Below are 25,812 nucleotides of genomic sequence, written 5' to 3'. Positions count from 1 at the left end.
ATGGATGTCAAAGACCGCACTTTCATCGTGACCGGAGGGGCCTCTGGCCTTGGTGAGGCAACCACCCGAGCGTTGCTCGAACGCGGAGCACACGTCGTCGTTGCAGATCTCAGTGGGCCTGCACCGGACGGGGCCCACTTCGTCGAAACCGACGTCACTAATCCGGATCAGGTGGCCCAGGCGATCTCCGCAGCCAAGCGGCAGCCGGGCCCGCTGTCGGGGATCGTGAACTGCGCCGGAATCGGGGCCGCCACGAAGGTCCTCGGTAAGAACGGCCCACACCCACTCAAGGAATTCGAGCGGGTGCTCACGATCAACCTGGCCGGCACATTCAATGTCATTCGACTCGGTGCCGAAGCCATGAGCGAAAACGAGCCCGGATCGGACGGGGAGCGTGGAGTCATCATCAACACTGCCTCCGCCGCAGCCTTCGATGGACAGATCGGGCAGGCCGCCTACTCTGCGTCCAAGGGCGGTGTCGTTGCGATGACCCTGCCGCTAGCACGGGAACTCGCCCGGCATGGAATCCGCGTAGCGGCGATCGCGCCGGGCCTGTTCCTCACCCCGATGATGGGCTCCCTGTCCGAGGCCGCCCGTGACTCGCTCGGAGCGCAGGTGCCTTTCCCATCCCGGCTAGGCAACCCTTCTGAGTACGCGGCCTTGGCAGTCCACATCATCGAGAATCAAATGATCAACGGCGAGGTGATCCGTCTGGACGGAGCACTGCGTATGGCAGCCCGATGAAGGAGAACATCATGACCATGAATTCCCGGCCGATCGTTTCCGGTTATCCGTCCACTATGGTCGACGACGTCCAGCTCAACACGACGACACTGATCCGCCACGCCGCACGCACTCACGGGGATCAGGAGATCGTCTACCGTACTGCCAACGGCGGCTGGGGCCGGTATACCTATGCCGAGGCCTACGAGCGGGTACAGCGCGGCGCCAACGCGCTGCGCTCGCCTCGGCGTGGGCCCGGCAACCCGTGTCGGCATCCTCGACTGGAACAGCCGTCGTCACTTTGAGCTCTACTGGGCCATCCCCGGGTTGGCCGCTGTCATGGTGCAACTGAACCTACGGCTCGGCCCCGAAGATCTGGCCTATGTGATCCGCGACAGCGGCACGTCGGTCATCTGCGTCGATGAATCGCTCCTGCCGTTGGCAGAAGCCGTTGCACCTTCCATGCTGGGTGTCACAACGTGGATCGTCATGTCCGAGAAGCCGATGTCCGAAATCCAGACGACGCTGCCCAACGTCCACCACTACGAGGACCTCCTCGCCGCGAGCGCACCGGAGATCGACTGGCCCGAGATTGATGAGCGATCCGCGTACAGCGCGTGCTACACCACGGGGACCACCGGCCGGCCCAAGGGCGTTTTCTACTCACATCGAGCGATTGTCCTGCACTCCTACGCCATTGCCGCGAATGTCGGCATGACGTTTGAGGATTGCACGATGTTGATCACCCCGATGTTCCACTGTCAGGCGTGGGGCCTGCCACAAGCAGCGACACTCGTGGCGAATAAGATCGTTCTGCCGGGACGCTACTCCACCGAGGACACCGGGCCGTTGACGGAGGCGCTCATTTCTGAGGGTGTGACCGTCACCAACGGCGCGCCGGTAATCTTCCTCCCGATGCTCCGTTACATAGAAGCGTTGGAGAACAAGCCGGACCTCAGTCGCTTGCGCATGCTGTCAGGAGCCACCGAGCCACCCTTGGCGATGATGCGTGGCTTTGAGGAGCTCACAGGTGCCGAGACCGTCCACGCCTACGGTGCGACCGAGACGGCGCCCCTCGTTACGGTCAACCGGTACAAGCCGAGCGTCCTCGCCCGGCTCTCGCCCGACGAGCTCCTCGAGCTCAAGCGCAAGCAAGGGCTACCGGTGTCGGGGATCGACATTCGCCTCATCAACGCGGAAGGCATCGATGTCGCGTGGGACGGTGTGACCCAGGGGGAGATCTGCGTCCGCGGGCCGTGGATCGCACGCAGCTATCACGGCATGCCCCCCGAGGACCTGAAGGACCGATTCGTCGATGGCTACTGACGTAGCGGCGACGTCGGGACCATTGACACCGACGGTTACCTCAAGGTCACAGACCGCATCAAGGACGTCATCAAGAGCGGAGGCGAGTGGATCTCCTCCATTGACATGGAGAACCTCCTTCTGGACCATCCGGCGATCGCCGAGGCGGCCGTCGTCGGCCTCCCACACCCCAAGTGGCAAGAACGCCCGTTCGTTCTCGTCGTCCCCTCAGGCGGTACAGATGTGGGGCTCGACGACGTGCGTAAGCACCTCTCATCAGCCTTCGCCACCTGGCAGCTCCCAGAAGCGATCGAGATCGTGAAAGAGATTCCGCGCACGAGCGTTGGAAAATTCGACAAGAAGCGTATCCGGACCGAACATGCCGCAATCTACGGCGAGGAGTCATCCGATGCCTGACCTGGTTACCTTGAAACAGCGCGGTGCAGCCGGGGCATTCTTCCAATAGGGGCTCGTCAACGAGCGGCACACGCCGCAATTCACAGGAAAGTAGGAGCACCATCATGATTTTGGATGATTACCAGTCGCCGTGGCGCACTGAAGAACTCGACGACCTCAGGGCCATGACCCGAACCTTCCTGAAAAAGGAGTCCGTGCCACACCACGCACGCTGGGCCGAGCAGCATTCAGTGGACCGGGATTTCTGGCGGCAGGCTGGCGAAGCCGGGCTGCTGTGTATCAGCATCCCGGAGGAATACGGCGGCGGCGGTGGATCCTTCGCCCACGAAGCGGTAATCATGGAAGAACAGGCCCGCATCGCTGACGACGCGTGGGCAAACGTAGTTCACAGCACCATCGTCGCTCACTACATCGCCACGTTCGGCACCGAGGAGCAGAAACAGCGTTGGCTCCCCGCCATGGCCTCCGGCGACCTGGTCGGTGCCATAGCAATGACCGAGCCAACCACGGGGTCAGACCTTCAGAGTATCCGCACCAGAGCCCAGCGCGATGGCGACGAGTACGTGATCAATGGCTCGAAAACGTTCATCACCAACGGCACCTATTGCGACCTTCTGATCATCGTCGCTCGCACGAGCGACGAAAAGGGCGGCAAGTGATTGTCTCTCGTCGTCGCCGAAACCGCAGACCTCGCCGGATTCGAGCGTGGCCGCGTCCTGGACAAAATCGGCATGCAGGGACAGGACACCCGCGAGCTCGCCTTCGTGGACATGCGGGTACCGGAAGGCAATGTTCTCGGCGGCGTCGAGGGCAAGGGCTTTGTCCAGCTCATGCATCAGCTCCCCCAGGAGCGGATTTCAATCGCCGTAGCGGCGGCTGCTGAGTGCGAGGCCGTGGTGCGCGAGACGACGGCGTACGCCCATGAGCGGGAGGCTTTCGGCCAGAATCTGCTGGCCTTCCAGAACACCAGGTTCGTGCTCGCGGAGTGTGTTGCGGACAGCCTTGCCGCCCGGACGCTCGTAGATTACTGCATCGCACAGCATCTCACCGGCGATCTCGATGAGCCCACTGCCTCCCTGGCCAAATTCTGGTGCACCGACATGCAAAGCAAAGTCGCCGATCGGTGCCTGCAGATTTTCGGTGGCTACGGTTATATGAGGGAGTACCCCATTGCCCGGAGGTTCGCGGCCGCTCGCGTTCAGAAGATTTACGGCGGGACCAACGAGATCATGAAAGAACTGGTGGCCAAATCGCTATGACGCCGAGGACACCCCGTTTGACCGCGGAAGAAGTTCCCGTTGGACAAACCCTTGATTTGGGCTCCCACCCCGTACCCGAAGAGGAAATCATCCGCTTCGCCTCCGAGTGGGACAGCCAGTACTTCCACATTGATCCAGCAGTAGCACAGGAAAGCTACTTCGGGGGACTCGGCGCCAGCGGCATCCACACCCTGTCGATCTACCAGCGGCTTTCGGTGAATGGCCTGTTCGAGCGCTACGACGTCATTGCTGGCAAGGAGGCTCGCCACGTGCGTTTCATCCATCCTGTGCGCGCGGGAGACGTCTTGACTGGAACAGTGTTCATAGACTCCGTCGAGCACGACGGGCGCGGTCGGGCCACCGTTATCACCACGGGATCCCTGAGGAACCAGGACGACGTCGTGGTTCTGCGCTTGCAGATGGAAGCACTGATCGCCGCCAACGCGAAGTCCACGTAGATTCCCTGCAGACGCAGTGCCCGCTCGTCACTCACTATTGGAGAGGGACGATTTGTCCCGCCGAGCGGCCTACGAACGGACGGATCGCGGCTACGCCAGGGTTGCCAACCAGATTCCGGCAACAGCTGCGCCGGCGCTGAGTACGGCGGCGCCGAGTATGACTGCGGTTGCTTTGACGCCCCGGGAAGCCTCCGGAGCGTCGTCGTCCGCGGGTGCGGTGACTGGGGCGGGGGGCCGGAAGGCGGGCCGGAAGAGCCTGAGGTAGTAGACGAGGCTGAGCACGCTGTTAACGGCTGCGGCCACCACCAGCCAAGGCATCCCGCCGTCCCAAGCCACGGTGAAGACAGCGACCTTGCCGATGAACACTGCCGTCGGCGGGGTGCCCACGAGGCTGAGTGCGCTGACGATCAGGGTACCGGTCAGCCACGGGTGGGCTCTAGCCACCCCTGCCCAGTCGTCGAGCTCTTCTCTGTGGGGGAAGCAGGCCACGACGGCGAATATGGCCAGGTTTGTGAGCGCATAAAGGCCGATGTAGACCAGCAACGCCGCCGATGCGCCGTCGCTTGTGGTGATGACGGCTAGGGGCATGAGCAGGTAGCCGACCTGGCTGACAGTCGACCAGCCGAGCAGCCGTCGCACGTTTTTTTGTGCCAGTGCCGCAAGGTTTCCGACGGTCATGCTGACGACGGCGAGGATGGCGACGAGCAAAGGGACATCGACCGAGTCAGGCATAATTTCAATCAGGCGGCCCAATGCGATGAGCGCGCCGATTTTCGGCACAGTTGTCACGAACGCGGCGACAGCAATTCCGGAAGCCTGGCTCGCGTCCGGGATCCAGAAGTGCCCGGGCACCGCTCCAGCTTTGAACGTCAACCCGATCAGCACCGCAACTGCACCACCGGCGACGGCGACGACCGGGGCTGTGCTGAGTGCTTCGCTCATGTCTTCATAACTGCTGGTCGAGGCAAGCCCGGTCAGTAGGGTGACTCCGGCCATGAGGAGGACACCGAACAGTGCGCCGATCAGGTAGGTCTTCAGCGTCGCCTCGGCGGCCGGGCCACTGCGGGATAATCCGATCAGTGCGTAAAGGGGGATGCTCGCGAGCAGGTACCCGGCAACCAAAACCAGCAGATCGATGGTACCGCCGATGACGACGGTGCCGAGAGTCGCCAACAGCAGGAGCGCGTACGTTTCGCTCTCCCGCACGGAGCCGATGAATTCATGCCTGCCAATGAGAACCACGACGAGGGTCGCCAAGGGTGCGACTATCCGGACGACGGCGGTCGATGTGTCGAGGGCATAAGTGCCGCTGAAGATCGACTCCGGCACTCCTGCCACCCCGGCCATCCCGGCCGCCGCGCTGACCACTAGTGCAGCGACACTGAACCAGCGAGTGAGGACCTGCCGGTTCCGGGGCAGGAAGCTCCCGCCAAGAAGGACCAGCACTGCCGCGGCGAGAAGGGCAATCTCCGGGAGCAGTGCCGCGTAGCCCATGTTTAGCGACATCGATGTCACGGTTGCAGGTTCCCGACGAGGAGTTCGGCTGCTGGTTCAATCATGGCCAGAAGCGGTCCGGGAACGACGCCGATGAGCACAACCAGCGCCATCAGCACCGTCAGTGCCATGGTTTCCCGGAGGTGGAGGTCGGCGAAACCGACCGAGAGGCCTTTCGTTTCTCCGGTGAACACGCGCTGGAAGGCGCGCAGGAACAGAACAGCGGTGATGAGGATGCCCGGCAGGGCGATGAGCGCCCACGGGACTGTACCGATGCTGCCGGTAAAGATTTGGAATTCGGCGATAAAGCCGCTGAACCCTGGCAGCCCAAGCGAGGCGAATGCGGCGACGGCGAAGAAGCCGGCAAATCTTGGCGCGGGGCCGGCTAGTCCGCCGTATTGACCCAGATCATAGGAACCGGTGCGGTCGTAAAACACTCCGGCGAGCAGGAACAGGGCGCCGGTGATGAGTCCGTGGGAAACCATCTGGGTCACCGCCCCGGCGATGGCAAGCTGCTGCGCCTCGGCGGTATTGCGTCCCACGACGCCGGCGGCACCGACGGCGAGGATCACGTAGCCCATGTGGTTGATGGAGGTGAAAGCGATCATTCTCTTGATATTGGTTTGCACGAGCGCGACGAGGGCGCCGAAGATGACCGCAACGATGCCCAAGATGACGATCACCCATGCCCAACTTCGCCAAGCGTCGGGCAGCATGGGCATGGCAATCCGAACAAAGCCGTAGGTGCCCATTTTCAGCAGCAGACTGGCCAAGACGACCGATCCGATGGTTGGCGCGTCGGTATGGGCCGGTGCCAGCCAAGAGTGAAATGGGAAGGTGGGTGTCTTGACGGCCAGGCCGAGCACGATCGCTGCCAGCACGAAGCCCGCCGCGACCGGCGAACCGGTGAAGGCGCCCCGTTGGGATAGTTCGACCATGTCGAAAGTATGCGGATCCGCCCCGAGATAGAGACCAATGAACCCGAGCAACAGGGCGAGGGAGCCAAGAAAGGTGTAGATAAAGAACATCAGCGCCGAACGGCGGGGATTGCCGTGCCCCCACCCAGCGATGACGAAGTACATGCCGACGATCGAGAGGTCGAAGAAAACGAAGAACAGGATCAGGTCTTGTGCAGCGAACAGGCCAAGACAGGTCGTTTGCAGGAAAAGGAACAGTGCTGCCTGCGGTCGCGGCCGGTCACTCTCGCGCAAGGACCAGATAGCGCAGACCACGAAGATGACATCGGCAAGCAGCAACAGGGGCAGCGAGAGCCCGTCGACGCCGAGGTGGTAGCTGCTGCCCAGCTGCGGCATCCAGTTCACGCGTTCCTCGGCCTTCAGACCATTCGCCCCCGCATCAGCTGTAAAGGTGAGGACGATCAGCAAAGCCAGGTCAATGAGCGTCGCTGCCAGCCATACCAGTCCGGCTGCCCTGGCCGGCAGACCGCGCCAGAGGGCCAGGGCGGCACCGACAATGACGGGAAAGAAAAGGATGATACTGAGCACTGTAGTTACCTCACGACGATCAGAAGGATAAATGCGGCGACGGTGACAACAGCGGCACCGGCATAATAATCAGCGATAGCACCGGTCTGCGCTCTCCGGGCCAGCCGGCCAAGCGAGGCCGTGCCGCGTGTGATGAGCCCGAGCATGCGGCTCACGGCACGATCCAGCACGTTCGTTCCCGCGGCAACCCCGTCCATTACCTGGCTCGAATCGTGAACCACGGCGTTGACGCGCTCATCGAGTAATCCTGCTCCCGCGGCGGCACGCTCCAGCAAACGGCCGGAGCCGATGACCGCAGCATTGAGGTGCTCATCGACGCGTACCAGCGCCTCCCCAGTGCGGAACATGGGACGCACCAGCACCGACCTCGCGATCCGTTCAAGCCCGAACCAGCCCTTAGCTGCTGCGAAGCGCGGCGTACCGCGGCGAAACACGAGAACAACCACAACAATGGCGATCACCGCGGAAGCCACCAGTTCCCAAGCAGTGCTTTCGGCCTCCGACTGAGCGTTCAGCAGCGCCCGAAACGACTCGGACAAACCCGGCACGGCAAGAACGCCGAGCACGGCCGCCGCGACGGCCAGGACGATCAAGGGAACGGTGACTGCCGGGGAAATGTAGTGGGTGCCCGGCTGTTCCGTATCCCACAGTCTTCGTTCAATGTCCGCTCGTTCCAGCCGGGACGGCGCGGCCCAGACAACGGCAATCATCTTCGCTGAATAGGCGGCGGCCAATGCGGCACCAATAAGACCCGCCGCATAGAGGGAAGGATTACTGCGCAGGGCGACGGCGAGGATGGCGTCTTTTGCCCACCACAGCGACAGCGGCGGCAACCCGGCAAGGGACAGCGCCCCGAGCAGGAAGGTAGCCCCTGCCAGAGGCCAGCGTTTGCCAATGCCGCGCAGCGCAGGAAACTGCTTCGAGCCCACGGCGGTAAGCCACGCCCCGGCGACAAGGAAAAGCAGCGCCTTGGTAGCGGCGTGCGCGACCAGCTGCGCCGTGCCGCCCGCGGTGGCTCCCAGCCCGGCAGCCAGAACGACGAAACCGAGTTGAGCGGCCGTCGAGGCGGCGAGTAGCTGTTTGAGATCGGTTTGGTTTAGCGCGACGATTCCGAGCACGATCGCAGTTGCGGCGCCGATCCATGCTGCCACGGGACCGGCCCAGCCGGAGGCCAGCAGCAGCGGCTCTAGTCGAAGCAGGAGGTATCCCCCCATTGCGACCATCGCGGCGGAGTGCAGCAGCGCGCTAACGGGGCCTGGCCCTTCCATGGCACGAGACAGCCAGAAGCTGAACGGCAGTTGCGCCGCCTTTCCCAGTCCCGCGATGAGCACGCCCGCGGCGATGACGTGCAGCCATGGGCTCTCTGCGGCAGCGAGTTCGTCCAGGCGCCAGCCAGCCCCGGCGATGACGGCGGCCCCGGCGGCGGCGTAGAGACCCAGATCCGCAGCACGGGTCACGGCGAACGCCACCAGGCCCGCCGGCATGGTGGGTGCTTCCTGCCAGCGGAATCCGATCAAGGCATAGGAAGTGGCGCCCATGATCTCCCAAGCCGCGAGCAACGCAGGCAACGACGTTGCCGTGATGGTGACCATCACCGCGGCGGTGAACAAGAGCATGAGCCCATGGAATCGGGCGGCTGGTCGAAGGCCTTCGGCGGAGGCGAAAAGAAGCACAAGCAGGACCACCGCGGCCACCGTTGGCAGCAGGACCGCGCCCTGGCCGTTAACAGCCAGAGCTGCGCCATCCGGCGAAACGAACGGTAGAACCACGGCCGGCGCCGTCACCGCGGCGGCAACCGCCGCTGCGAGGGTGAGGCTTGCGATAGTGATAGACAGTGCGCGGGCTCCGCGGCCGATCTGGCGGCCAGCGAGCAGGAGAAGAACGCCTGCAGCGGCGGGCAAGCCGATGGCGGACAGGAGCGCCGTCGTCATCCGTGCAACTCCGTGGCAGCATCGGTCATATCGGAATTCCTGGACCGGTGGATCACTGTAGCGACAGCGAAGCCCATCGCCATTTCCACCGTCATCGCCGCGAGGATCACCAGCAGCAGCGTCTGACCATCCGGCGTCGGGGCAAGGAAAAACCAGAGGGCCCCACCGGCCAGGAGTACACCGTTGATCATCACTTCGATGCCCATCATCACCATCACGACGACCTGTTGGGACAGTGCACCGTAGAGACCGATAGCGAATAACGCGGCTGCAATCAGCAGCACCAGTTGCAGAGTCATCGACCCAGTCCTCCCCGGATCGGGTCCTCGGGCTCGGACCGTCCGTCGGCGCCTCGCCGGTCGAGGTTATCCCCGCGCCGGTCGTAGCGACCCCGCGGATTTGTCAGCACTAGGGAGGCTACGATCGTGGCGAACAGCACCGGACTGATTGTCAACATCACCAGCATCTTCGATCCCATCAGGGCCTCCCCCAGCGATGCCGTCACGTTCCCGGTCGGCACCTCCGTCCGTTCGGGCCACGGAATCAACAGCGCTCCGGCTGCCAGGATGATGAACACGACCACCGCGATCACGGCGGACCGGTGTTTGTTGTGGGTCATGTCCATCGGCATCAGCGCCGGATTCATCCCCATGTACATCACCATGAACACGGCCATGATCGCCATCTCCATCACCATCATCAAAATGGTGATCACCCCGATATAGTCCAGGTGCAGCTGGACTATGATCGCGCCGACGGCGATGAAGGAAACAGCTAAGGCATAGGACGCTCGGGCCATCGAATTGACGATGAACACGGCCGCTGCGCTCGCAACGGCCAGAACTGAGAGGAACCAAAACAAGACGGCAGAAATCACAGGGCCCCTCCATTCACGGCCACGATGACGGCAGCAACAGCCACCTGGACGAGGACCAGAGGCATAATCAGCACCAAAGCGATCTCCGCAAGGCGCTCCGGCCGCAGAGTTGGGAACAGCCTACGCACAGTGAGCAACACGGCGACGACGACCAGCGTCTTCACGACCACCCACACACCAGCCGGAAGCCACGGTCCACTGCCGCCGCCAAAAAACAGCGGTACGGAAAACGCTGCGCCCGCAACCAAGATCATGTAGCGCCCTGCCAGGACCACGAGTCTGTCTACGCCGCTGAGCTCGCCGATCACGCCACCGGCTGCATCCCCTCCGGTGGCGGTCTGGAACGGGCCCCACGAAGAGAACGCCACCACGGATGCCGCAAAGACCAAAAACGCGACGGGCATCCAGACCACAAACCACAAACCGCTCTGGGCGTTCTGAATGTCCATCAGGCGCAGGCTTCCGGCACCAACCGCCGGTGCGGTCAGTGCGAACATCAGCGGCAGCTCATATGACAGTGCCTGGGCCAGGAAACGATAGCCGCCAACGAGCGACCAAGCACTGTTCGCACCCCACCCCAGAAGCCACCACAGTGCCCAGAGCAGCACGTCCATGGCGTTGAACCAGACCAGCCCCACCGGCAGGTCCGCGAAGGTGAAGCCGCCAAATGGGATCACCAGGACCTTCAGCACGGCCGCGATGACAAGCCCGGCCCCACCGATCCGCCACAAGAGACTGTCTGCCCCAGGCAGGGTTCGCCGTTGTTGGCGCAGCAGCCGCGCGCCCTCCCGAATCGGAGCGAACAAGCCGGCTGTCATGGTCAACCCTCGGGCACGGCTGTCCAGGGCGGCGTTGGCCGCTGCGGCCAATAGCGCGGCCGCAGCCAATCCGAACGGAAGAATGAACATCCATAAGGCGCCATTGACGCTATCCATGGACCGCCCTGCTCAGCTCGCTGATCCGGGACGGCTCGATGCACGCGACAAGCAACCGCGCTACGGAGAGTTCCTGGCCAATCAATGCGCTCCGGATGTCATCGATGGTCTCTGGCCAGCTGGAACCGTCCGGCCGGACCTGCTCGTCAACCAGCAATGCGGCGGCGGTTTGGAGCCAGCCCAAAAGCAGCTCGCGCGCATCAACTTCGCCGGTTTTGGGAATGCCTGCCAGGGACCAACGCAGGGTGCGCGAACGGGTCAGCTGCCTCGTCACCCGGTGCAATCTTTCTGCCAGCTGCTCATGGCCGGTTCCGGTGAGGAGCCCGTCGCGGATCCGATGGATTTTTGCCGCAGCGGGCTCCCACCCGGCGATGGCGAGCAGGTGACCGGCGGCATCGCAGAGCACTGCAGCCCGCACCGCTGACGCGGTCTGCGGCCCGGCCGGAGGCCCGACAGTCTCAATGCCGGGAAGAAATTCGATGGCCGCGCCCCCGATGACGTCACCGTGCAAGGTGCAATGCACCACCAGCCCGGCCGGCCAGTTTGGCAGGACCGGGCCCAGTGTGAGGTGAATGATGTCCATTTCCAGGCCGTCGCGGTCACTGTCGTCACCGCTGGCGAGCGGGATGCCGGCGGGACCGGACATATCCATATCCATGTCGTCCATTTCCATGTCCATGCCTGCACTTCCGTCACCGGAAGGTTCGCCGCCTACGTCGTGGTTCAACTCGGTGGCCTCCTCCGTGACGTGCTGAGGGCGTCCTCGGGCGTCGAGGATTTGACTCTGCTGGTCACCCAGAACGGCAGGGATCATGTCGAGAATCCCGGATATAGCGTCGGCCGCAGTCACGGAGGTGCGGTGGCGGGGTCCAGGGATTTGGTTCCAGACACGGTCGGCGATGGCCGCGAAAGTGCCTGTGGCCTCACCGACCACCAGCAGGACGTCTGCATCCGCAGGGGACTCTGCCAAAACCCATCCCCGGGCCGTAATGGCAGCCTCAACGTGCATGCGCACTATCGGAAGACCTGGAATTTCGAGGATGAGGACATGAACACGGCTTGTGGCAAGACGGGACATGGTCAGGTTCAAACCCATCGGAAGGTACCTTCGCGCCAAGCCCAGATGACTCCAGCGAGGAGCACGCCGAGGAATACGAACATCTCGATGACCGCTTCAGCTCCCATCTGCCCCACAACCACGGCCCACGGATACATGAACAGCATCTCCACATCGAAAGCAAGAAACACCAGCGTCATGGGGTACCAACGGGCGTGATAACGGGACAACGCGTGTTCACGGGGCATCCATCCCGAATGGAACGGAAGCACCTCGATGACTTGCTGCGATACGGAGATCGCACGGCCAAGCAGATACAAGGCACCAATCGCCGCCAGACACACGCCAACGACGACGAACACACTCGTATAAGGGGACATCGATTTCCTCTCCTACGCTGTGGAGGTGAAAACTTTCGACCAATATTGATCATTATGCGTTGTTCGCAACAACTGGGTGATCGGTACAAGATCCCCACAGTTTGAAGATGATTCTTTACCTACGATACCCCGGCAGGGTATGTTTCCGGTCAGATGAACGGCGCGGGATCAACGGTCTGGCCATTTTCCATGACCTCAAAATGCAGGTGGCAACCGGTGGAGTTCCCCGTTGTCCCTACGCCGCCGACGGGGTTTGGCGAAGCGGCCCGCGAACATACCAGTCTGGGGTATGTGTTTTAATTAGCTTAACTGACACCGAGCTAAAAGTTGTCATTTCATTACATATGATTTCCGGCGGCGTATGCCGTCTCCGATTCCTCCGGCTTCCCTGCTAGAGCGGTGCAATACCTTCGTCTACGCGGCGCTTTTAGGCAATGATTTAACTCAGACACCTAATAGGGCCACCGTCCAAGACACAAGAACGTCGTCGTCGAGCCTGAACTGGTGCCCCAGTTCGCTGAGAACCAACGAAACGACCAGTCACACCCTCCGGCAGGATTCCCCCGAGACCGGCAACAACGCGATGTGAACGAACGCTGATTGGCAGAGCTACAGGGTTGAAGATCCTCGACTATCCCGACGGCGAACGGACCGTCACCGGCTGGCTCACCCCGGCATCAATGGTTAAAGCTCAAAATCTCGACGGTTACTACTCCCAGCCAGCTTCTCGAAACCACCTGGGCAACAAGTTCAGGATCCCAGCCACCACGGCTGGGGCAACTCGTTCCGAACAAGGGCGATTGCGTGAAAAAGGAGTAAGCAACTTACACACAAATCAGAGAATCCGGCGATAGACAAATGCATCGGGTGGCGCTGCTCAACGACGTCCACGCCATGTTTCCGGCAGCACGGACGACTTCCTGTACGTCCTGCTCACGCTCCTGGTAGTACCAATCCGATGTGCCCGTGCCCACGTCTGGCGGGCATCATCACCATCAGAGGAATCAGCGGCAACACGCATTTACCAGGAGTTCGGCGCCGGGACAAATATCGCAACCATGCCTGCAACATTCCCCGAAACGAAGCGGTACTTCAAGCGCTACGAGCGTGAGAACGTCGCCTACTTCCCCGCCTGCGCTCTAGACCTCCCAACGAACCGGGCATCCGAAGCAGGCCTGCAAAAGGCTCTGGACGCACTCAACCTAACCTACCGGTGCCCTCCGCTAACCGCCGCGAACCCTGTGCTGACAGCGCGACAATGCTTAAACACGAAAACCCCCTGTCACCAGGAGGATTTCCGTACCCGAGGTGGGACTCGAACCCACACACCTTTCGATATCGCATTTTGAGTGCGACGCGTCTACCATTCCGCCACTCGGGCCTAACCATCAACGCGTTCCTGATCTTCATCCGGCCTGAAACGGCAGAACGTCACAGTCACGCGGTGCGCTAAACAACTCTACATGCCGATAGGCTGGATTCTGAATCCGAGAACCCATCGCTCCGTTCGCCGGGGCAGCCAGGAGTAGCACCATGACCGAAGCCCCAGCCGAGGACACGTCGACGCCGGCGCGCCGGGTCGTTGTCGCCGAGGACGAAACCCTCATTCGGCTGGACATCGTCGAGATCCTCACCGGCGAGGGGTTCGAGGTTGTGGCTGAAGCCGACAACGGCGAGAAAGCCGTCGAACTGGTCCGTGAGCACCGCCCCGATCTGGTCCTTATGGACGTCAAGATGCCAATCATGGACGGGATCACCGCCGCCGAAACCATCGTGAAGGAGCGCATCGCCCCGGTCGTGCTGCTGACCGCCTTCAGTCAGAAGGAGCTCGTCGAACGAGCCCGTGAGGCTGGCGCGATGGCCTACGTCGTCAAACCGTTCGGCCCTGATGATCTGATCCCGGCCATCGAGATCGCTCTGTCCCGCCACGAGGAAATTATCGCCCTCGAAAAGGAAGTCGATGACCTGCAAGAGCAGTTCGCCACCCGCAAGCTGGTCGAGCGGGCAAAGTCCGTACTGACCGCGAAGATGGGACTCACCGAGCCCGAAGCCTTCCGATGGATTCAGAAGACCTCGATGGACCGCCGGCTGAGCATGCGCGAAGTTGCCGAGACGATCATTGCCCAGGTGAAGTAAGCGGCAATCCCCCTATGCCTAGCTGACCCCGGGCCGTCACCACGCCAACGTGCGCGGGAGCAGGCTTAGTGAGCGTCGCGTCCGCGCGAGCCGTCAGGGTGGTCTTCGGCAGCTTGCTGTTTGGTCCGCCAAGGACCGACCTTCTCCCTCGACTGCGTCTGGTTCCTGCTGCCGTCCAGCAACTGTCCCGCATCGGCAATGTCCCCCACCCGGTGGATTCGCAGAGAGTTCGTCGAGCCCGCCTGTCCGGGAGGGGAACCGGCAGCGATTACGACCAGGTCGTTGACGTCAGCCAAACCTTCGGCCTGCAGCGACTCATCGACCTGGGCAGTCATCTTGTCGGTGTGGTCGGCGTAGTCAACCAGCCGCGGCTGCACTCCCCAGACCAGGGTCAAAATGTTGTAGGTGTGCTTCAACGGGGTGAACCCAAGAACGGGTTTGAAGGGACGCAACCGCGAGAGGCGACGCGCCGAGTCTCCGGATTGAGTAAACGCGACGATGAACTTGGCATCCAGCTGGTCGGCGATCTCCACGGCCGCACGGGTGATAGCCCCACCACGGGTACGGGGAAGAGTGCCCAGCGGCGGGATGCGCTCTAGCCCGTGGTCCTCAGTGGCGGAGATGATGCGCGCCATCGTCTCAATGGTCTCGATCGGGTACTGTCCCACCGATGTTTCGCCGGAGAGCATGACTGCGTCGGCACCGTCGAGAACGGCGTTGGCGCAGTCCGAGGCTTCGGCGCGGGTCGGTGTGGGCGATTCGATCATCGATTCGAGCACCTGAGTCGCGACGATGACAGGCTTCGCCCAACGGCGTGCCAGATCGACGGCACGCTTCTGAACCAGCGGAACCTGTTCCAGAGGCAGCTCAACACCGAGGTCGCCACGGGCGACCATGATCGAATCGAAGGCGTCGATGATCTCCTCGAGAGCATCCACAGCCTGCGGCTTCTCGATCTTCGCGATGACAGGCAGGCGACCGCCTTCCTCGTCCATGATCTCGTGGACACGGTCGATGTCAGAGGCATTGCGCACGAAGGACAGGGCGATCATGTCGACTCCTGCACGCAAGGCCCACCGTAAGTCGTCTTCGTCCTTCTGGCTGAGCGCAGGGACGTTGACCGCAACACCGGGCAGGTTAATGCCCTTGTTGTTGGATACCTCTCCCCCGGTGATGACCTCGGTGACGACCTGTCGATCAGTGACGTCGACTGCGCGTAGTTCCACCTTGCCGTCATTTATGAGTAGGCGGTCGCCAACCTCGACATCCTGGGGCAGGCCCTTGAACGTAGTTGAGCAGATGTCGCGGGTGCCCTCGATATCGTCGATGGTGATGGTGAACCGGTCTCCGGCGTCCAGAATATGAGGGCCGTCGGTAAACCTTCCCAAACGGATCTTGGGTCCCTGCAGGTCTGCGAAGACCCCGACGGGGCGATTGAGCTCCTCCGAGGCTTTGCGGACATTGGCCAAGTTCTGAGCGTGCGTTGAATACTCGCCGTGGCTCATGTTCAACCGGGCTACGTCCACACCGGCCTGAATCGCTTGGAGGGTCTTCTCGAAGGTCCCGATGGCTGGTCCGAAAGTGGCCACAATCTTTGCGCGTCTCATATCAAAAGCCTAACCGTCTTTACTTGTTGGAACGCGTGGCGCATCAGGGGTAGGACTCTCGTCTCCGGCTGAAGCCTTCTCAGATTCGACGTTGCCAGGGATGTCTGGGCTATCGACGCCCTCGGACTGCGGCTTTCGAAGGGTCAGGAAAACATAAGCGGCTATGGCAAGCACAAAAACCACGACGCTCACCCACACATTTAGTCGCTGTGTAAGACCGAAGAATGTCAACATTTCTGCATCGTCGATGCGCAGTGCTTCGATCCACACGCGGCCCAGCGTGTAGTAGGCGACATACAGCCAGAACAGACGGCCGCCGCCCAACCGGAACTTCTTGTCCAGCAGCAACAAAATGGCGACCCCGGCTAGGTTCCACAGTGATTCGTAGAGAAACGTAGGGTGGAACAACGTTCCGGCCTCTGCCCCTGCGGGGAAGTTCGGATGACCCGGATCAATCTCCAGGCCCCACGGCAGGTCCGTTGGCCCGCCGAACAATTCTTGATTGAACCAGTTACCCCAGCGCCCTACTGCCTGTGCCAAAAGCACTCCAGGGGCCGCTGCATCCAAAAAATCACTCAACCGTACACCGGCTCGTCGACAGCCGATCCATGCGCCCAAGGCACCCAGCGCCACAGCACCCCAGATCCCGAGCCCGCCCAACCAGATCTGCGGAATCAGTGCGAGGTCTCCGTCTGGACCGAAGTAAGCGTCCGGCGACGACACGACGTGGTAGAGACGACCTCCAACGATGCCGAAAGGGATCGCCCAGATGCAGATGTCGTAAATGACGTCGGGATTGCCGTCCCTGCCTTTCCACCTTTTCGCTGTCATCCACATGGCCAGAAGAATGCCGAGAAGGATGCAGAGAGCGTAGGCGTGCACCGTGAGGGGTCCAATCTCGAACCCGCTCCAGCTTGGGCTGGGAATACTGAGTGGCAGGTGTGTCATTGGCTCTCTTCTTTGGCTGTGCCGGTGGAGAGATCCGCGACGAGACGCCCCACGGCGGCAACACCGCCGTCGGACAATGCAGAAACGAGTGCCGTCCCCACGATCGCTCCTTCCGCATATGCGGCAATCTCACGTACATGTTCTGATCGGGATACTCCGAGACCCACGCAGACCCGTTCCGCTCCAGCAGCGTGCGCTGCCTCTACGACAGCCTTGGCTGCCTCGCCGACCGTTGCGCGGGCGCCGGTTATGCCCATGACGGATACTGCATACACGAAGCCGCGGCTGGCCTTCACAGTTGCCGCCATTCGCTCTGGTGTCGACGAGGGAGCAACTAAGAAGACACGATCCAGGTCGTAGCGATCGGAGGCTTCCATCCATTCAGCTGCTTCATCCGGGATGAGGTCTGGAGTGATGAGCCCTGCTGCACCGGCGTCAGCCAGCCGCCTGGAGAATTCGTCGACGCCCATACGCATCACCGGATTCCAGTACGTCATGACGAGAACAGGTGCGTCGGTAGCACGGACGATTCCAGCCACCACTGTGAAAACGTCAGCTACAGCGAAGCCGTTGGCCAGCGCCTGGTTTGTGGCTTCCTGAATCACGGGACCGTCCATCACGGGATCCGAGTATGGAATGCCAATCTCTATGAGGTCGGCTCCGTTTTCCGCCAGCGCTATCCCGGCGTCGATACTCTCCTGGATGCTGGGATAACCCGCCGGGAGGTAACCAATGAGAGCTGTTCTGCCCGCGGCGCGTGCCTTGTCGAGCGCTGCAGCCGTCAGGCTGGGACTGGACCTCAAATTCATAGCTGTTCCCCGTCCTTGCCCATGTCCGCTTCAGCCGACTCGGCATCTAAAAGTTCAAACCATTCGGCTGCCGTGGCCACGTCCTTGTCTCCACGACCCGAAAGGTTGACAACGATGACCCGTTCCTCCGGCTTATCTGTTCCCGCAGCCAACTTCAGCCCGACTTTCATGGCACCGGCAAGGGCATGCGCTGATTCTATCGCCGGAATGATGCCCTCAGTGCGGCAGAGCAAACGGAAGGCCTCCATGGCCTCCGCATCGGTGATTGGCTCATACGTGACTCTGCCTGAATCCGCCAGAAACGCGTGCTCCGGGCCGACACCAGGGTAATCGAGTCCTGCAGAAATTGAATGGGATTCGATCGTCTGACCGTCATCGTCCTGCATCAGGTACGAGCGCGCACCGTGGAGGACTCCAGGTCTGCCCAGTGTGATGGCGGCAGCATGCCGGCCAGTATCGACACCGTCACCCCCTGCCTCAAATCCGAACAGGGAAACGTCCCGGTCATCAAGGAATCCATGAAAAATGCCGATGGCGTTGGACCCACCACCAATACAGGCGCACACAGCATCAGGTAAACGCCCCACCTGATCGAGTATCTGTGCCCGAGCCTCTTCACCAATCACCTCGTGGAAATAGCGGACCATGGCGGGAAAGGGGTGAGAGCCAGCGACTGTGCCCAATAGGTAGTGAGTGTTGTCCACATTGGCGACCCAATCACGAAGCGCCTCATTGATGGCGTCCTTGAGTGTCTGCGACCCGGTGCTCACTGGAACCACTGTTGCGCCCAGGAGTTGCATGCGGGCTACGTTGAGCGACTGCCGCCGGCAATCCTCAGCGCCCATATAGACAACGCATTCCAAACCCAGCAGGGCACATGCCGTTGCGCTAGCGACACCGTGCTGCCCTGCACCGGTCTCGGCGATGATCCTAGTCTTGCCCATCCGGCGAGCCAACAGTGCCTGGCCCAAGACATTATTGATTTTGTGTGATCCGGTGTGATTCAGGTCCTCGCGCTTGAGGAAAACCCGAACACCACCAGCGTGTTCAGCGAACCGCGATGCCTCTGTCAGCAGTGAAGGGCGACCCGAGTAGTTACGATTCAGTTCGGCAATTTCAGCGAGGAACGAGGGCTCGTTTCTCGCTTTGTCGAAGGTTTCCTCCAACTCATCCAGAGCAGCGATCAACGATTCCGGCATCCAACGCCCACCGTAGGCACCAAAATAGGGCCCATTCGCGTGTTTCAGGCTATCCGCACCGACAAGAAATGCGTCCGTTGTCGCGGCCTGGCGATCATGCGATGAATTCGTCATGACTTCGGTGTCCTTATCGATCGTTGACTGGATCCGGCGAGCACCGGCCTCCACTAGGTTCTCTCAGGTGCGGCCAGCAGACATGGACGCAGTGCCCGCGGAGGTGAAATGAGAAATCTCCGTGCCAGGGTCACCGTGCTGAACAAGAGCTTCGCCCACCAGAACGGCGTGTGCGCCGCGGGCCGCGTACTCTTGAACATCCTGGACGTCCCGAACTCCGGACTCGGCGACTACAACAGTCCCGGGAGGGATGAACCCTGACAGCGTGCCGAACACGGAACGGTCGACGTCGAGCGTCTTCAGGTTCCGCACGTTCACACCAATGATTCGGGCACCGATCTGAACCGCCCGGTGCACTTCCTCTTCGGTATGCGCTTCGACCAAGGCATGCATGCCCAGTTCCTCGGTCAAACGCAGAAACCGCGTCAGCTGTTCGTCGTCCAAGGCAGCAACGATGAGGAGGATCAGGTCTGCGCCATGCGCCCTGGCCTCCCATATCTGGTACTCATCGATGATGAAATCCTTGCGGAGCAAAGGAATGTCCACGCGCTCGCGTACCGCGTCAAAGTCAGCTAGCGAACCGCCGAAGCGGCGCTGCTCGGTCAGAACACTGATAACGGCTGCACCACCGTTGGCATAGGAAGCAGCAAGGAGCGCCGGGTCGTTGATTTGTGACAGTGAACCCCTGGACGGACTGCTGCGTTTGACTTCCGCGATGACCGATAGACCATGTTCTGCGGTACCGGAGCCCAAGGCTTCGAAGGCATCCCTCGCCGGAGTCGCCGAACGGACACCCTCTTGAATGACACTCAACGGCACGTGCCGTTGACGTTCAGTCATGTCCTCGAGAACGCCCTCGATGATGTCGTCGAGAACACTCATTCAGTGTCCGTTATTTTTTAGCTTGTGGCCGCCTACGCCGTATCCGGCCTTCTTCATGATGTAGCCAACAAGCAAGCCAACAAACATCACTGCCACACCAGACCAGAAGACCGGGTGCGACGCCATGATGTAGCCAATGGAAGCAATTGCTGCACCCAGAATCATGACGAGGACGCACGACCATGCTGCCGGGCTGTTGCCGTGGCCGACAGCCTCGTCGTGGATGCTTCTATCCACCGTTGGATTGACCTGCGCATCAGCGGTGGTCGAAGTGGCGGGGCTTACCGGGCTCTTGGCCATGATGTGTCTCCTTGAAAACGTTGCTGTAGTCATTCTGCCATTAGTTCCTGACGGGCCCGAATCGTCCTGCCCGCATTAACGGGTAGGGTCGTCGCCGTGGCTGAGCTGATCCCAACTGTCGATGTCATCCCGCGGGGCGCCTTCAAGTTTCTCATCTGGCCCGTGATCGTTGAGGCCTCCACGTGCCGTTGAGGAATACCGACGGGAGGTACCCCAGCTTCTGCCCACGATGGCTGCCCACACTGCTGTGATCGCCATCAAAAGTCCCGCGCTGGCTGACACCAGAGGAAACACAGTAACGGCGATTGACGCAGCGCTCGTATCCGTGATGCCTATCGCGGTGCCCACAGCCACTGATGCGGCCGACGCAGGATCTTGAACGATGGCTGCACTGGACCACGCGATGCCGATTCCAGCAACGAACAGCACACCAATGATGATCCATCTCAATACCGGGCCAGCGATGGAAACAGCAAGGGATGCCGCCAGCCCCACCAACGCAAAAGCTGTCACTGCGGTAGCCGCCTCGGAACCAGCAACATCGATCTTCGGAGTCTTGATCGCCGTCTGCGGCAACTGAATACTCAACCACGTTTGCGTAGTAGCTCCAAAAGCCACCAGAGACAGTAGGACCGCTATGAGTACCACTGTGATCCGTTTCCGGGTCCTTGATTCCCCACGCTGTGTCATAAGGTCTCCGTCTGTGCTGTGCCATCGGCCTTCGATAGCGCACGCTGATGTGCAAAATATGCGGCGCGAAGCGGCGCTGCTGCCTTACTCAAGGTTTCCGCAGCCTCACTCTCCGGGTCTGAATCGGCGACGATCCCCGCGCCTGCCTGAATGAAGGCGGTTCTGTCTTTGAGAAGTGCAGAGCGAATAGCGATCGCGACATCCATATCTCCGGCAAAATCGAAGTAGCCCACAACCCCGCCGTATACGCTGCGACGGTGAGGTTCGAGCTCGTCTAACAACTGCAGCGCCCTGGGCTTGGGTGCCCCTGACAATGTTCCCGCTGGGAAGGTTGCTGCTAGAACATCAAACGCGCTGCATGCCGGCGACATCTCTCCGTTGACAGTGGACACCAGGTGCATGATGTGGCTGAAGCGTTCAACCTCCATGAACTGGCTCACCTCGACTGATCCAGGAACGCAGACCCGCGAGATGTCATTTCTGGCCAAATCCACCAGCATCAGATGCTCGGAGCGTTCCTTGGTGTCAGTGAGCAATTCTTCCGCCATATCGCGGTCGGCCTCAGCATGGCGGCTACGCGGGCGAGAGCCCGCAATCGGGTGCATCGAGACGTCGTTTCCGGCAACGGTAACCAGTGCCTCAGGAGATGACCCTACAACGGCGTAGGGCGCTCCAGCACGGTCTTCAAAATTGAACAGATACATATAGGGACTGGGGTTGCTGCTGCGGAGCATTCGATACACATCCAGTGGAGGAGCATCACAGGAGAGTTCGAATCGTCTGGAAATCACGATCTGGAAAACTTCCCCGTCCACGATCGCTTCCTTGCACGTATCAATGGCGCGCATGAAGGCGGCGTGGTCCCAGCTCTGCCGGACCTCCGACATCAATTTTTCCGGTGACAACAGGGCTGTAGGCGGGCACACAATATCGCCGTTCCCCGGGCTGTGGAGCCGATCGAGCATACTGTGAAGACGGCTGACGGCGTCGTGCCATGCCTCATCCACACGGTGAGGTGAGTTATCGTAATTGATAGCGTTGGCGACGAGCATGACTGAACCGTCAGAGTTGTCATGGATCGCCACATCACTCACCAGATTCATGGCCAGTTCGGGCAGATGGAGGTCATCTTCAGGCGGTGAGGGCAGCTTCTCCCAGTGGCGGACTGAGTCCCACCCGATGAATCCGACCATGCCCGAGGTGAACGGCGGAACATTCTCGAACCGTTCAGTCGCGAGAGCATCGATAGTTCCTCTGAGCGCTTCCATGGTGTCGCCCGACGTAGGGGCACCCACCGGGGGCTCTCCGATCCAACAAGCTTGACCGTCGTCGCTGGTCAAGGTGGCCCTGGAGTGAACACCGATGAAGGAATATCTGGACCAGGCGCCGCCAACGGCAGCGGACTCCATGAGGAACGTTCCAGCACGCGAGCCCGTCAGTTTGCGGTAAATCCCCACAGGCGTCTCAGAGTCCGCCAGCACCTTCAAACGAACGGGGATAACCCGGCGGTTGACCGCGAGCTCACAGAACTGCGCGAGGTCGGGGGTAATCCCGTCATAAATTGCCATATCTGACCCTTCACTTTTCGCCAGGAGAGCGATGATCCAGACGGGAACCGGTGACGGTTTCGATATCCCGGCCGGTAAAGCATGTGTCCGTCCCGGTGTGACACGCTGCCCCGAGTTGATCAACACGCACCAGAAGCGCATCGCCGTCGCAGTCGAGGCTGACACCCTTCACCAACTGGACGTTTCCCGAGGTGTCCCCTTTGCGCCAATATTCTTGTCGAGAACGGGAAAAGTAGGTTGCCCTGCCCGTGGTGAGTGTTCTGCGCAACGCTTCGTCATCCATCCACCCGAGCATCAACACTTCCCCGGAATCGTATTGTTGAACGACCGCAGCGACCAGTCCGTTGCCGTCGTGTTTCAACTTCCGCGCCACGTGCTCGTCGAGGTCGCTGGCCCCCGGCCGCACCGGACCAGTATCGCTGCGGGACATGGATCGTGAGTTTGGGGAGTTATCTGCGGAAAAAATCTCTGTTGACATCGATTCCTATTCTAGTCACTCCGACAGCTGTCACCGATGATTGCGGCAGCTTCCGCCCACAGAGCTATAGTTCGTGCTAATTTCAGCAGTAATGGTATTCGTTGAGCCTTCGAGGGAAGTACTGTCCGAGACGCTGTTGGCAGCCGGACCGGACTCCCCCACGCTCTGCGAGGGATGGAAGACAAAACATCTCGCCTCACACCTATACCTCCGGGAACGACGGCCCGATGTTGGCGCTGGCCTACTCCTGAAACCGCTTTCCACACTGGCCGACGGTGCGACGAACAGACGTGCAGCCCGCGTTGAAAATTCCGTTGACTACGAACAACTCGTAGCCGACTTCCGTGCTGGCCCTGGTCGGCTCTCACCCATGCGCATACGTTCGCTGGAGACCAGCGTCCATCTGTTGGAGTATTTCGTGCACACCGAAGATGTCCGCAGGGCGGTGGACCGGTGGGCGCCGCGCGCTCTAGACCCCGAGTACGCTGATGCCCTGTGGCATGAGCTGGTGAAACGCGCGACACTCCTTTACCGCGGAATGGACGTCGGCATTGTTCTGGTCAGGCCCAACGGTCCTCGGCATGTCGCCAAGCGCGGTGCGATGTCCGTCGCAATCACCGGCGAACCGGGGGAACTGGTGATGCACGCACACGGGCGGACCTGCCACGCACTGGTCACGTTCGAAGGACAACCAGACGCCGTCGACCTGCTGGAGAGATCCCGGACGGGGCTCCCGGACCGTTAAAGTTTCCAGAAACGTTTATCTCACTGCGTAGCCTGCGGCTCGAATGGCGTCCTTGACCTTGCCCAACATGTCGACTGGCCCGAAGTGGAACATGGACGCCGCCAGCACGGCATCTGCCCCTGCCTCGATGGCGGGCGGGAAATGTTCAGGCAGCCCCGCACCTCCGGAGGCGATCAACGGAACCGGGGCAGCCCCGCGGACTGCGCGGATCAATTCAAGATCGAATCCAGCACCAACGCCGTCAGCATCGATGGAGTTCAAAAGGATTTCACCGACGCCCCGGTCCGCGGCTTCCCGGGCCCAGGCGACGGCGTCGATACCCGTTCCCCGACGTCCACCATGGGTTGTCACCTCGAATCCAGACGCTGTGTGAACCTCTCGGGATCGCCGGGCGTCGATGGAGAGCACCAACACCTGAGAACCAAATCTGCGGGTGATCTCATCAATAATTCCAGGGCGGGAAACAGCGGCGGTGTTAATGGACGCTTTATCCGCCCCGCAACGAAGCAGACGGTCTATATCATCAACGCTCCTCACACCACCGCCCACCGTGAGCGGGATGAAGACCTCTTCCGCTGTACGTGACACCACATCAAAGGTGGTCTCTCTTGCGCTTGAGCTTGCCGTAACGTCGAGAAACGTCAGTTCGTCGGCCCCCGCGCTATCGTACTGGCGGGCCAGTTCAACAGGGTCCCCGGCATCCCGAAGGTTCTCGAAGTTCACACCTTTAACCACTCTGCCGGCTTCGACGTCGAGGCACGGAATCACTCGAATCGCTACGGACACGTCTAAATCCTGCAAGCGTGGATAGTGCTGACCAAAATGGCCCGCGCGCCCAGATCGTAGAGTTCATCCATGATCCGGTTGGTTTGCGACCGCTCCACCATGGACCGGACTGCCACCCAGTCTGAATCCCTCAACGGCGACACTGTGGGCGATTCAAGTCCTGGAGTGAGATCCGCGGCGCGGTCCACCAAATCTCGCCGAATGTCGTAATCGAGCAGGACGTAGCTCCTGGCCACAATTACTCCGTGCAGTCTTCGAATCAAAACATCGACACCCTGAGGCCCGTGGCCGCTACGGCCAATGAGCACGGCTTCGGATTCCAGAATAGGGTCACCAAAAACCTCCATCCCGGCGGCACGCAACGTACTACCGGTTTCCACGACGTCGGCAATGGCATCCGCGACACCCAACCGGACAGAGGACTCCACTGCACCGTCGAGACGAACGACACTCGCGTTGATTCCCCGGTCCGCCAGATAGTGCCGTAACAAACCGTCATAACTGGTCGCCAAGCGCTTGCCGTCGAGCTCAGAAGTCGTCGAAAAGACGCCAGTGGGACCTGCGAACCGGAACGTCGAACGGCCAAATCCGAGCGACATGATCTCCTCCGCATTGACCTGCGCGTCATGAAAGAGGTCACGTCCGGTGATGCCGACGTCGAGCGTTCCGGCGCCCACATATACGGCGATGTCCCGCGGCCGAAGGAAGAAGAACTCAACGTGGTTCTCGGGGTCCTCCATCACCAGTTCGCGGGAATCGCGCCGTTGTCGGTATCCAGCTTCGGTCAGCAAGGCAGAGGCGAGTTCGGACAGGGAGCCTTTATTGGGTACGGCAATACGAAGCATATTCAGGTACGTCCTTCAGAAATGGAGGGAAAGCGGACGATGGCTAGCCGCGCCCACCATGCAAAGCATGCGGCGCGGCTAGAGATGCTTGTAGACGTCGGTCAGAGTCAGCCCCTTGGCGATCATCATGACCTGCAGATGATAGATCAGCTGTGACATTTCTTCCGCCGCTTCTTCCGTGGATTGATACTCGGCAGCCATCCAGACTTCGGCCGCTTCCTCCACGATCTTCTTACCGATCCCGTGCACTCCAGAATCAAGTTCGACGACGGTTCGCGAACCTTTCGGCCGGGATGACGCTTTCTCCGAAAGTTCGGCGAAGAGGGTCTCAAACGTTTTCACTATGCCAGATTACCGGTCGCAC

Annotated in this window: 30 protein-coding genes and 1 tRNA gene; 9 read left to right on the top strand and 22 right to left on the bottom strand. The window is 61.0% G+C overall.

Going from position 1 to position 25,812, the window contains the following annotated elements; genetic code table 11:
- The 7 genes from JOE65_RS08335 to JOE65_RS08320 all read left to right on the top strand — a co-directional run bounded on the left by JOE65_RS08335 (window position 1) and on the right by JOE65_RS08320 (window position 4,162).
- Window positions 1-744, top strand: coding sequence for a 3-hydroxyacyl-CoA dehydrogenase (locus tag JOE65_RS08335; protein WP_205162756.1), 744 nt, complete (start codon window positions 1-3; stop codon window positions 742-744).
- 11 nt (window positions 745-755) lie between these two features.
- A complete protein-coding gene (locus tag JOE65_RS15500; protein WP_338021586.1) occupies window positions 756-1,028 on the top strand; it encodes a hypothetical protein in 273 nt (90 codons plus the stop codon).
- Complete coding sequence (locus tag JOE65_RS15495) at window positions 973-2,049, top strand: AMP-binding protein (protein ID WP_338021585.1); 1,077 nt, start codon at window positions 973-975, stop codon at window positions 2,047-2,049. The genes JOE65_RS15500 and JOE65_RS15495 overlap by 56 nt, the downstream gene beginning before the upstream one ends.
- A 105-nt stretch (window positions 2,050-2,154) precedes the next feature.
- Entirely contained in the window at window positions 2,155-2,445 is a 291-nt protein-coding gene (locus JOE65_RS15490) for an AMP-binding enzyme (RefSeq protein ID WP_338021584.1), read from the top strand.
- A 104-nt stretch (window positions 2,446-2,549) separates the two neighbouring features.
- Window positions 2,550-3,104 carry an acyl-CoA dehydrogenase family protein gene (locus JOE65_RS15485; protein ID WP_338021583.1) on the top strand — a complete coding sequence of 185 codons (555 nt, stop codon included), beginning with the start codon at window positions 2,550-2,552 and terminating at the stop codon, window positions 3,102-3,104.
- On the top strand, window positions 3,105-3,704 hold the full coding sequence (locus tag JOE65_RS15480; RefSeq protein WP_338021582.1) for an acyl-CoA dehydrogenase family protein: 600 nt from the start codon (window positions 3,105-3,107) through the stop codon (window positions 3,702-3,704).
- Window positions 3,705-3,721: 17 nt separating this feature from the next.
- Window positions 3,722-4,162, top strand: coding sequence for a MaoC/PaaZ C-terminal domain-containing protein (locus JOE65_RS08320; protein WP_205162755.1), 441 nt, complete (start codon window positions 3,722-3,724; stop codon window positions 4,160-4,162).
- A gap of 90 nt (window positions 4,163-4,252) precedes the next feature.
- On the opposite strand, the gene JOE65_RS08315 is transcribed toward JOE65_RS08320, so the two are convergent.
- From JOE65_RS08315 to JOE65_RS08270, 10 genes are all read right to left on the bottom strand, one after another.
- Complete coding sequence (locus tag JOE65_RS08315) at window positions 4,253-5,668, bottom strand: NADH-quinone oxidoreductase subunit N (protein WP_205162754.1); 1,416 nt, start codon at window positions 5,666-5,668, stop codon at window positions 4,253-4,255.
- A gap of 5 nt (window positions 5,669-5,673) precedes the next feature.
- Window positions 5,674-7,161, bottom strand: coding sequence for an NADH-quinone oxidoreductase subunit M (locus JOE65_RS08310; RefSeq protein WP_205162753.1), 1,488 nt, complete (start codon window positions 7,159-7,161; stop codon window positions 5,674-5,676).
- Window positions 7,162-7,166: 5 nt separating this feature from the next.
- A complete protein-coding gene (locus JOE65_RS08305; protein ID WP_205162752.1) occupies window positions 7,167-9,092 on the bottom strand; it encodes a proton-conducting transporter transmembrane domain-containing protein in 1,926 nt (641 codons plus the stop codon).
- Window positions 9,089-9,391 carry an NADH-quinone oxidoreductase subunit NuoK gene (locus JOE65_RS08300; protein WP_205162751.1) on the bottom strand — a complete coding sequence of 101 codons (303 nt, stop codon included), beginning with the start codon at window positions 9,389-9,391 and terminating at the stop codon, window positions 9,089-9,091. Before JOE65_RS08300 ends, JOE65_RS08305 begins: the two co-directional genes overlap by 4 nt.
- Window positions 9,388-9,969 (bottom strand): NADH-quinone oxidoreductase subunit J, encoded by a 582-nt coding sequence (locus JOE65_RS08295; RefSeq protein WP_205162750.1) that lies wholly within the window; start codon window positions 9,967-9,969, stop codon window positions 9,388-9,390. Before JOE65_RS08295 ends, JOE65_RS08300 begins: the two co-directional genes overlap by 4 nt.
- The gene (locus JOE65_RS08290; RefSeq protein WP_205162749.1) at window positions 9,966-10,904 is read right to left on the bottom strand and encodes an NADH-quinone oxidoreductase subunit H; all 939 of its coding nucleotides are present in this window, start codon (window positions 10,902-10,904) and stop codon (window positions 9,966-9,968) included. Before JOE65_RS08290 ends, JOE65_RS08295 begins: the two co-directional genes overlap by 4 nt.
- Window positions 10,897-12,000: a hypothetical protein gene (locus tag JOE65_RS08285; protein WP_205162748.1), complete on the bottom strand. Its 1,104-nt coding sequence runs from the start codon at window positions 11,998-12,000 to the stop codon at window positions 10,897-10,899. Before JOE65_RS08285 ends, JOE65_RS08290 begins: the two co-directional genes overlap by 8 nt.
- Window positions 11,991-12,341: an NADH-quinone oxidoreductase subunit A gene (locus tag JOE65_RS08280; protein ID WP_205162747.1), complete on the bottom strand. Its 351-nt coding sequence runs from the start codon at window positions 12,339-12,341 to the stop codon at window positions 11,991-11,993. Before JOE65_RS08280 ends, JOE65_RS08285 begins: the two co-directional genes overlap by 10 nt.
- Before the next feature lie 149 nt (window positions 12,342-12,490).
- Window positions 12,491-12,622, bottom strand: a complete 132-nt coding sequence (locus tag JOE65_RS08275; RefSeq protein ID WP_205164098.1) for a M23 family metallopeptidase — start codon at window positions 12,620-12,622, stop codon at window positions 12,491-12,493.
- A gap of 1,019 nt (window positions 12,623-13,641) precedes the next feature.
- Window positions 13,642-13,722: transfer RNA gene (locus JOE65_RS08270), tRNA-Leu, on the bottom strand.
- 152 nt (window positions 13,723-13,874) lie between these two features.
- Here JOE65_RS08270 and JOE65_RS08265 point away from each other — a divergent pair.
- On the top strand, window positions 13,875-14,477 hold the full coding sequence (locus JOE65_RS08265) for an ANTAR domain-containing response regulator (RefSeq protein WP_205162746.1): 603 nt from the start codon (window positions 13,875-13,877) through the stop codon (window positions 14,475-14,477).
- Between the two features lie 65 nt (window positions 14,478-14,542).
- On the opposite strand, the gene pyk is transcribed toward JOE65_RS08265, so the two are convergent.
- The 9 genes from pyk to hisI form a co-directional block, all read right to left on the bottom strand.
- Window positions 14,543-16,084, bottom strand: coding sequence for a pyruvate kinase (gene pyk, locus JOE65_RS08260; RefSeq protein ID WP_205162745.1), 1,542 nt, complete (start codon window positions 16,082-16,084; stop codon window positions 14,543-14,545).
- Between the two features lie 9 nt (window positions 16,085-16,093).
- Window positions 16,094-17,032 carry a prolipoprotein diacylglyceryl transferase gene (lgt, locus tag JOE65_RS08255; RefSeq protein WP_205162744.1) on the bottom strand — a complete coding sequence of 313 codons (939 nt, stop codon included), beginning with the start codon at window positions 17,030-17,032 and terminating at the stop codon, window positions 16,094-16,096.
- The gene (gene trpA, locus JOE65_RS08250) at window positions 17,029-17,841 is read right to left on the bottom strand and encodes a tryptophan synthase subunit alpha (RefSeq protein WP_205162743.1); all 813 of its coding nucleotides are present in this window, start codon (window positions 17,839-17,841) and stop codon (window positions 17,029-17,031) included. Before trpA ends, lgt begins: the two co-directional genes overlap by 4 nt.
- Window positions 17,838-19,154 (bottom strand): tryptophan synthase subunit beta, encoded by a 1,317-nt coding sequence (gene trpB / locus JOE65_RS08245; protein ID WP_205162742.1) that lies wholly within the window; start codon window positions 19,152-19,154, stop codon window positions 17,838-17,840. The genes trpA and trpB overlap by 4 nt, the downstream gene beginning before the upstream one ends.
- A gap of 63 nt (window positions 19,155-19,217) precedes the next feature.
- On the bottom strand, window positions 19,218-20,036 hold the full coding sequence (trpC, locus tag JOE65_RS08240; protein ID WP_205162741.1) for an indole-3-glycerol phosphate synthase TrpC: 819 nt from the start codon (window positions 20,034-20,036) through the stop codon (window positions 19,218-19,220).
- Window positions 20,037-20,336: an HGxxPAAW family protein gene (locus JOE65_RS08235; protein WP_205162740.1), complete on the bottom strand. Its 300-nt coding sequence runs from the start codon at window positions 20,334-20,336 to the stop codon at window positions 20,037-20,039.
- Between the two features lie 75 nt (window positions 20,337-20,411).
- Window positions 20,412-21,026: a Trp biosynthesis-associated membrane protein gene (locus tag JOE65_RS08230; protein ID WP_205162739.1), complete on the bottom strand. Its 615-nt coding sequence runs from the start codon at window positions 21,024-21,026 to the stop codon at window positions 20,412-20,414.
- Window positions 21,023-22,594, bottom strand: a complete 1,572-nt coding sequence (locus JOE65_RS08225; RefSeq protein ID WP_205162738.1) for an anthranilate synthase component I — start codon at window positions 22,592-22,594, stop codon at window positions 21,023-21,025. Before JOE65_RS08225 ends, JOE65_RS08230 begins: the two co-directional genes overlap by 4 nt.
- Before the next feature lie 10 nt (window positions 22,595-22,604).
- Window positions 22,605-23,024, bottom strand: a complete 420-nt coding sequence (hisI, locus tag JOE65_RS08220) for a phosphoribosyl-AMP cyclohydrolase (RefSeq protein ID WP_205164097.1) — start codon at window positions 23,022-23,024, stop codon at window positions 22,605-22,607.
- A gap of 139 nt (window positions 23,025-23,163) precedes the next feature.
- On the opposite strand from hisI, the gene JOE65_RS08215 reads away from it, so the two are divergent.
- Window positions 23,164-23,817 carry a TIGR03085 family metal-binding protein gene (locus JOE65_RS08215; RefSeq protein ID WP_205164096.1) on the top strand — a complete coding sequence of 218 codons (654 nt, stop codon included), beginning with the start codon at window positions 23,164-23,166 and terminating at the stop codon, window positions 23,815-23,817.
- A 15-nt stretch (window positions 23,818-23,832) separates the two neighbouring features.
- Here the strand turns inward: JOE65_RS08215 and hisF are convergent, their stop codons facing one another.
- The 3 genes from hisF to JOE65_RS08200 form a co-directional block, all read right to left on the bottom strand.
- Window positions 23,833-24,603, bottom strand: coding sequence for an imidazole glycerol phosphate synthase subunit HisF (gene hisF, locus JOE65_RS08210; RefSeq protein WP_205162737.1), 771 nt, complete (start codon window positions 24,601-24,603; stop codon window positions 23,833-23,835).
- A 2-nt stretch (window positions 24,604-24,605) separates the two neighbouring features.
- Window positions 24,606-25,448 carry an ATP phosphoribosyltransferase gene (gene hisG, locus JOE65_RS08205; RefSeq protein WP_205162736.1) on the bottom strand — a complete coding sequence of 281 codons (843 nt, stop codon included), beginning with the start codon at window positions 25,446-25,448 and terminating at the stop codon, window positions 24,606-24,608.
- Window positions 25,449-25,526: 78 nt separating this feature from the next.
- Window positions 25,527-25,790 carry a phosphoribosyl-ATP diphosphatase gene (locus JOE65_RS08200; RefSeq protein ID WP_205162735.1) on the bottom strand — a complete coding sequence of 88 codons (264 nt, stop codon included), beginning with the start codon at window positions 25,788-25,790 and terminating at the stop codon, window positions 25,527-25,529.
- Window positions 25,791-25,812 lie beyond the last annotated feature (22 nt).

It is taken from the genome of Arthrobacter roseus, from assembly GCF_016907875.1.
Taxonomy (GTDB): domain Bacteria; phylum Actinomycetota; class Actinomycetes; order Actinomycetales; family Micrococcaceae; genus Arthrobacter_J; species Arthrobacter_J roseus.
Note: the sequence above shows the minus strand (reverse complement) of the source record. Positions and strands in the feature narration are given on the sequence as shown.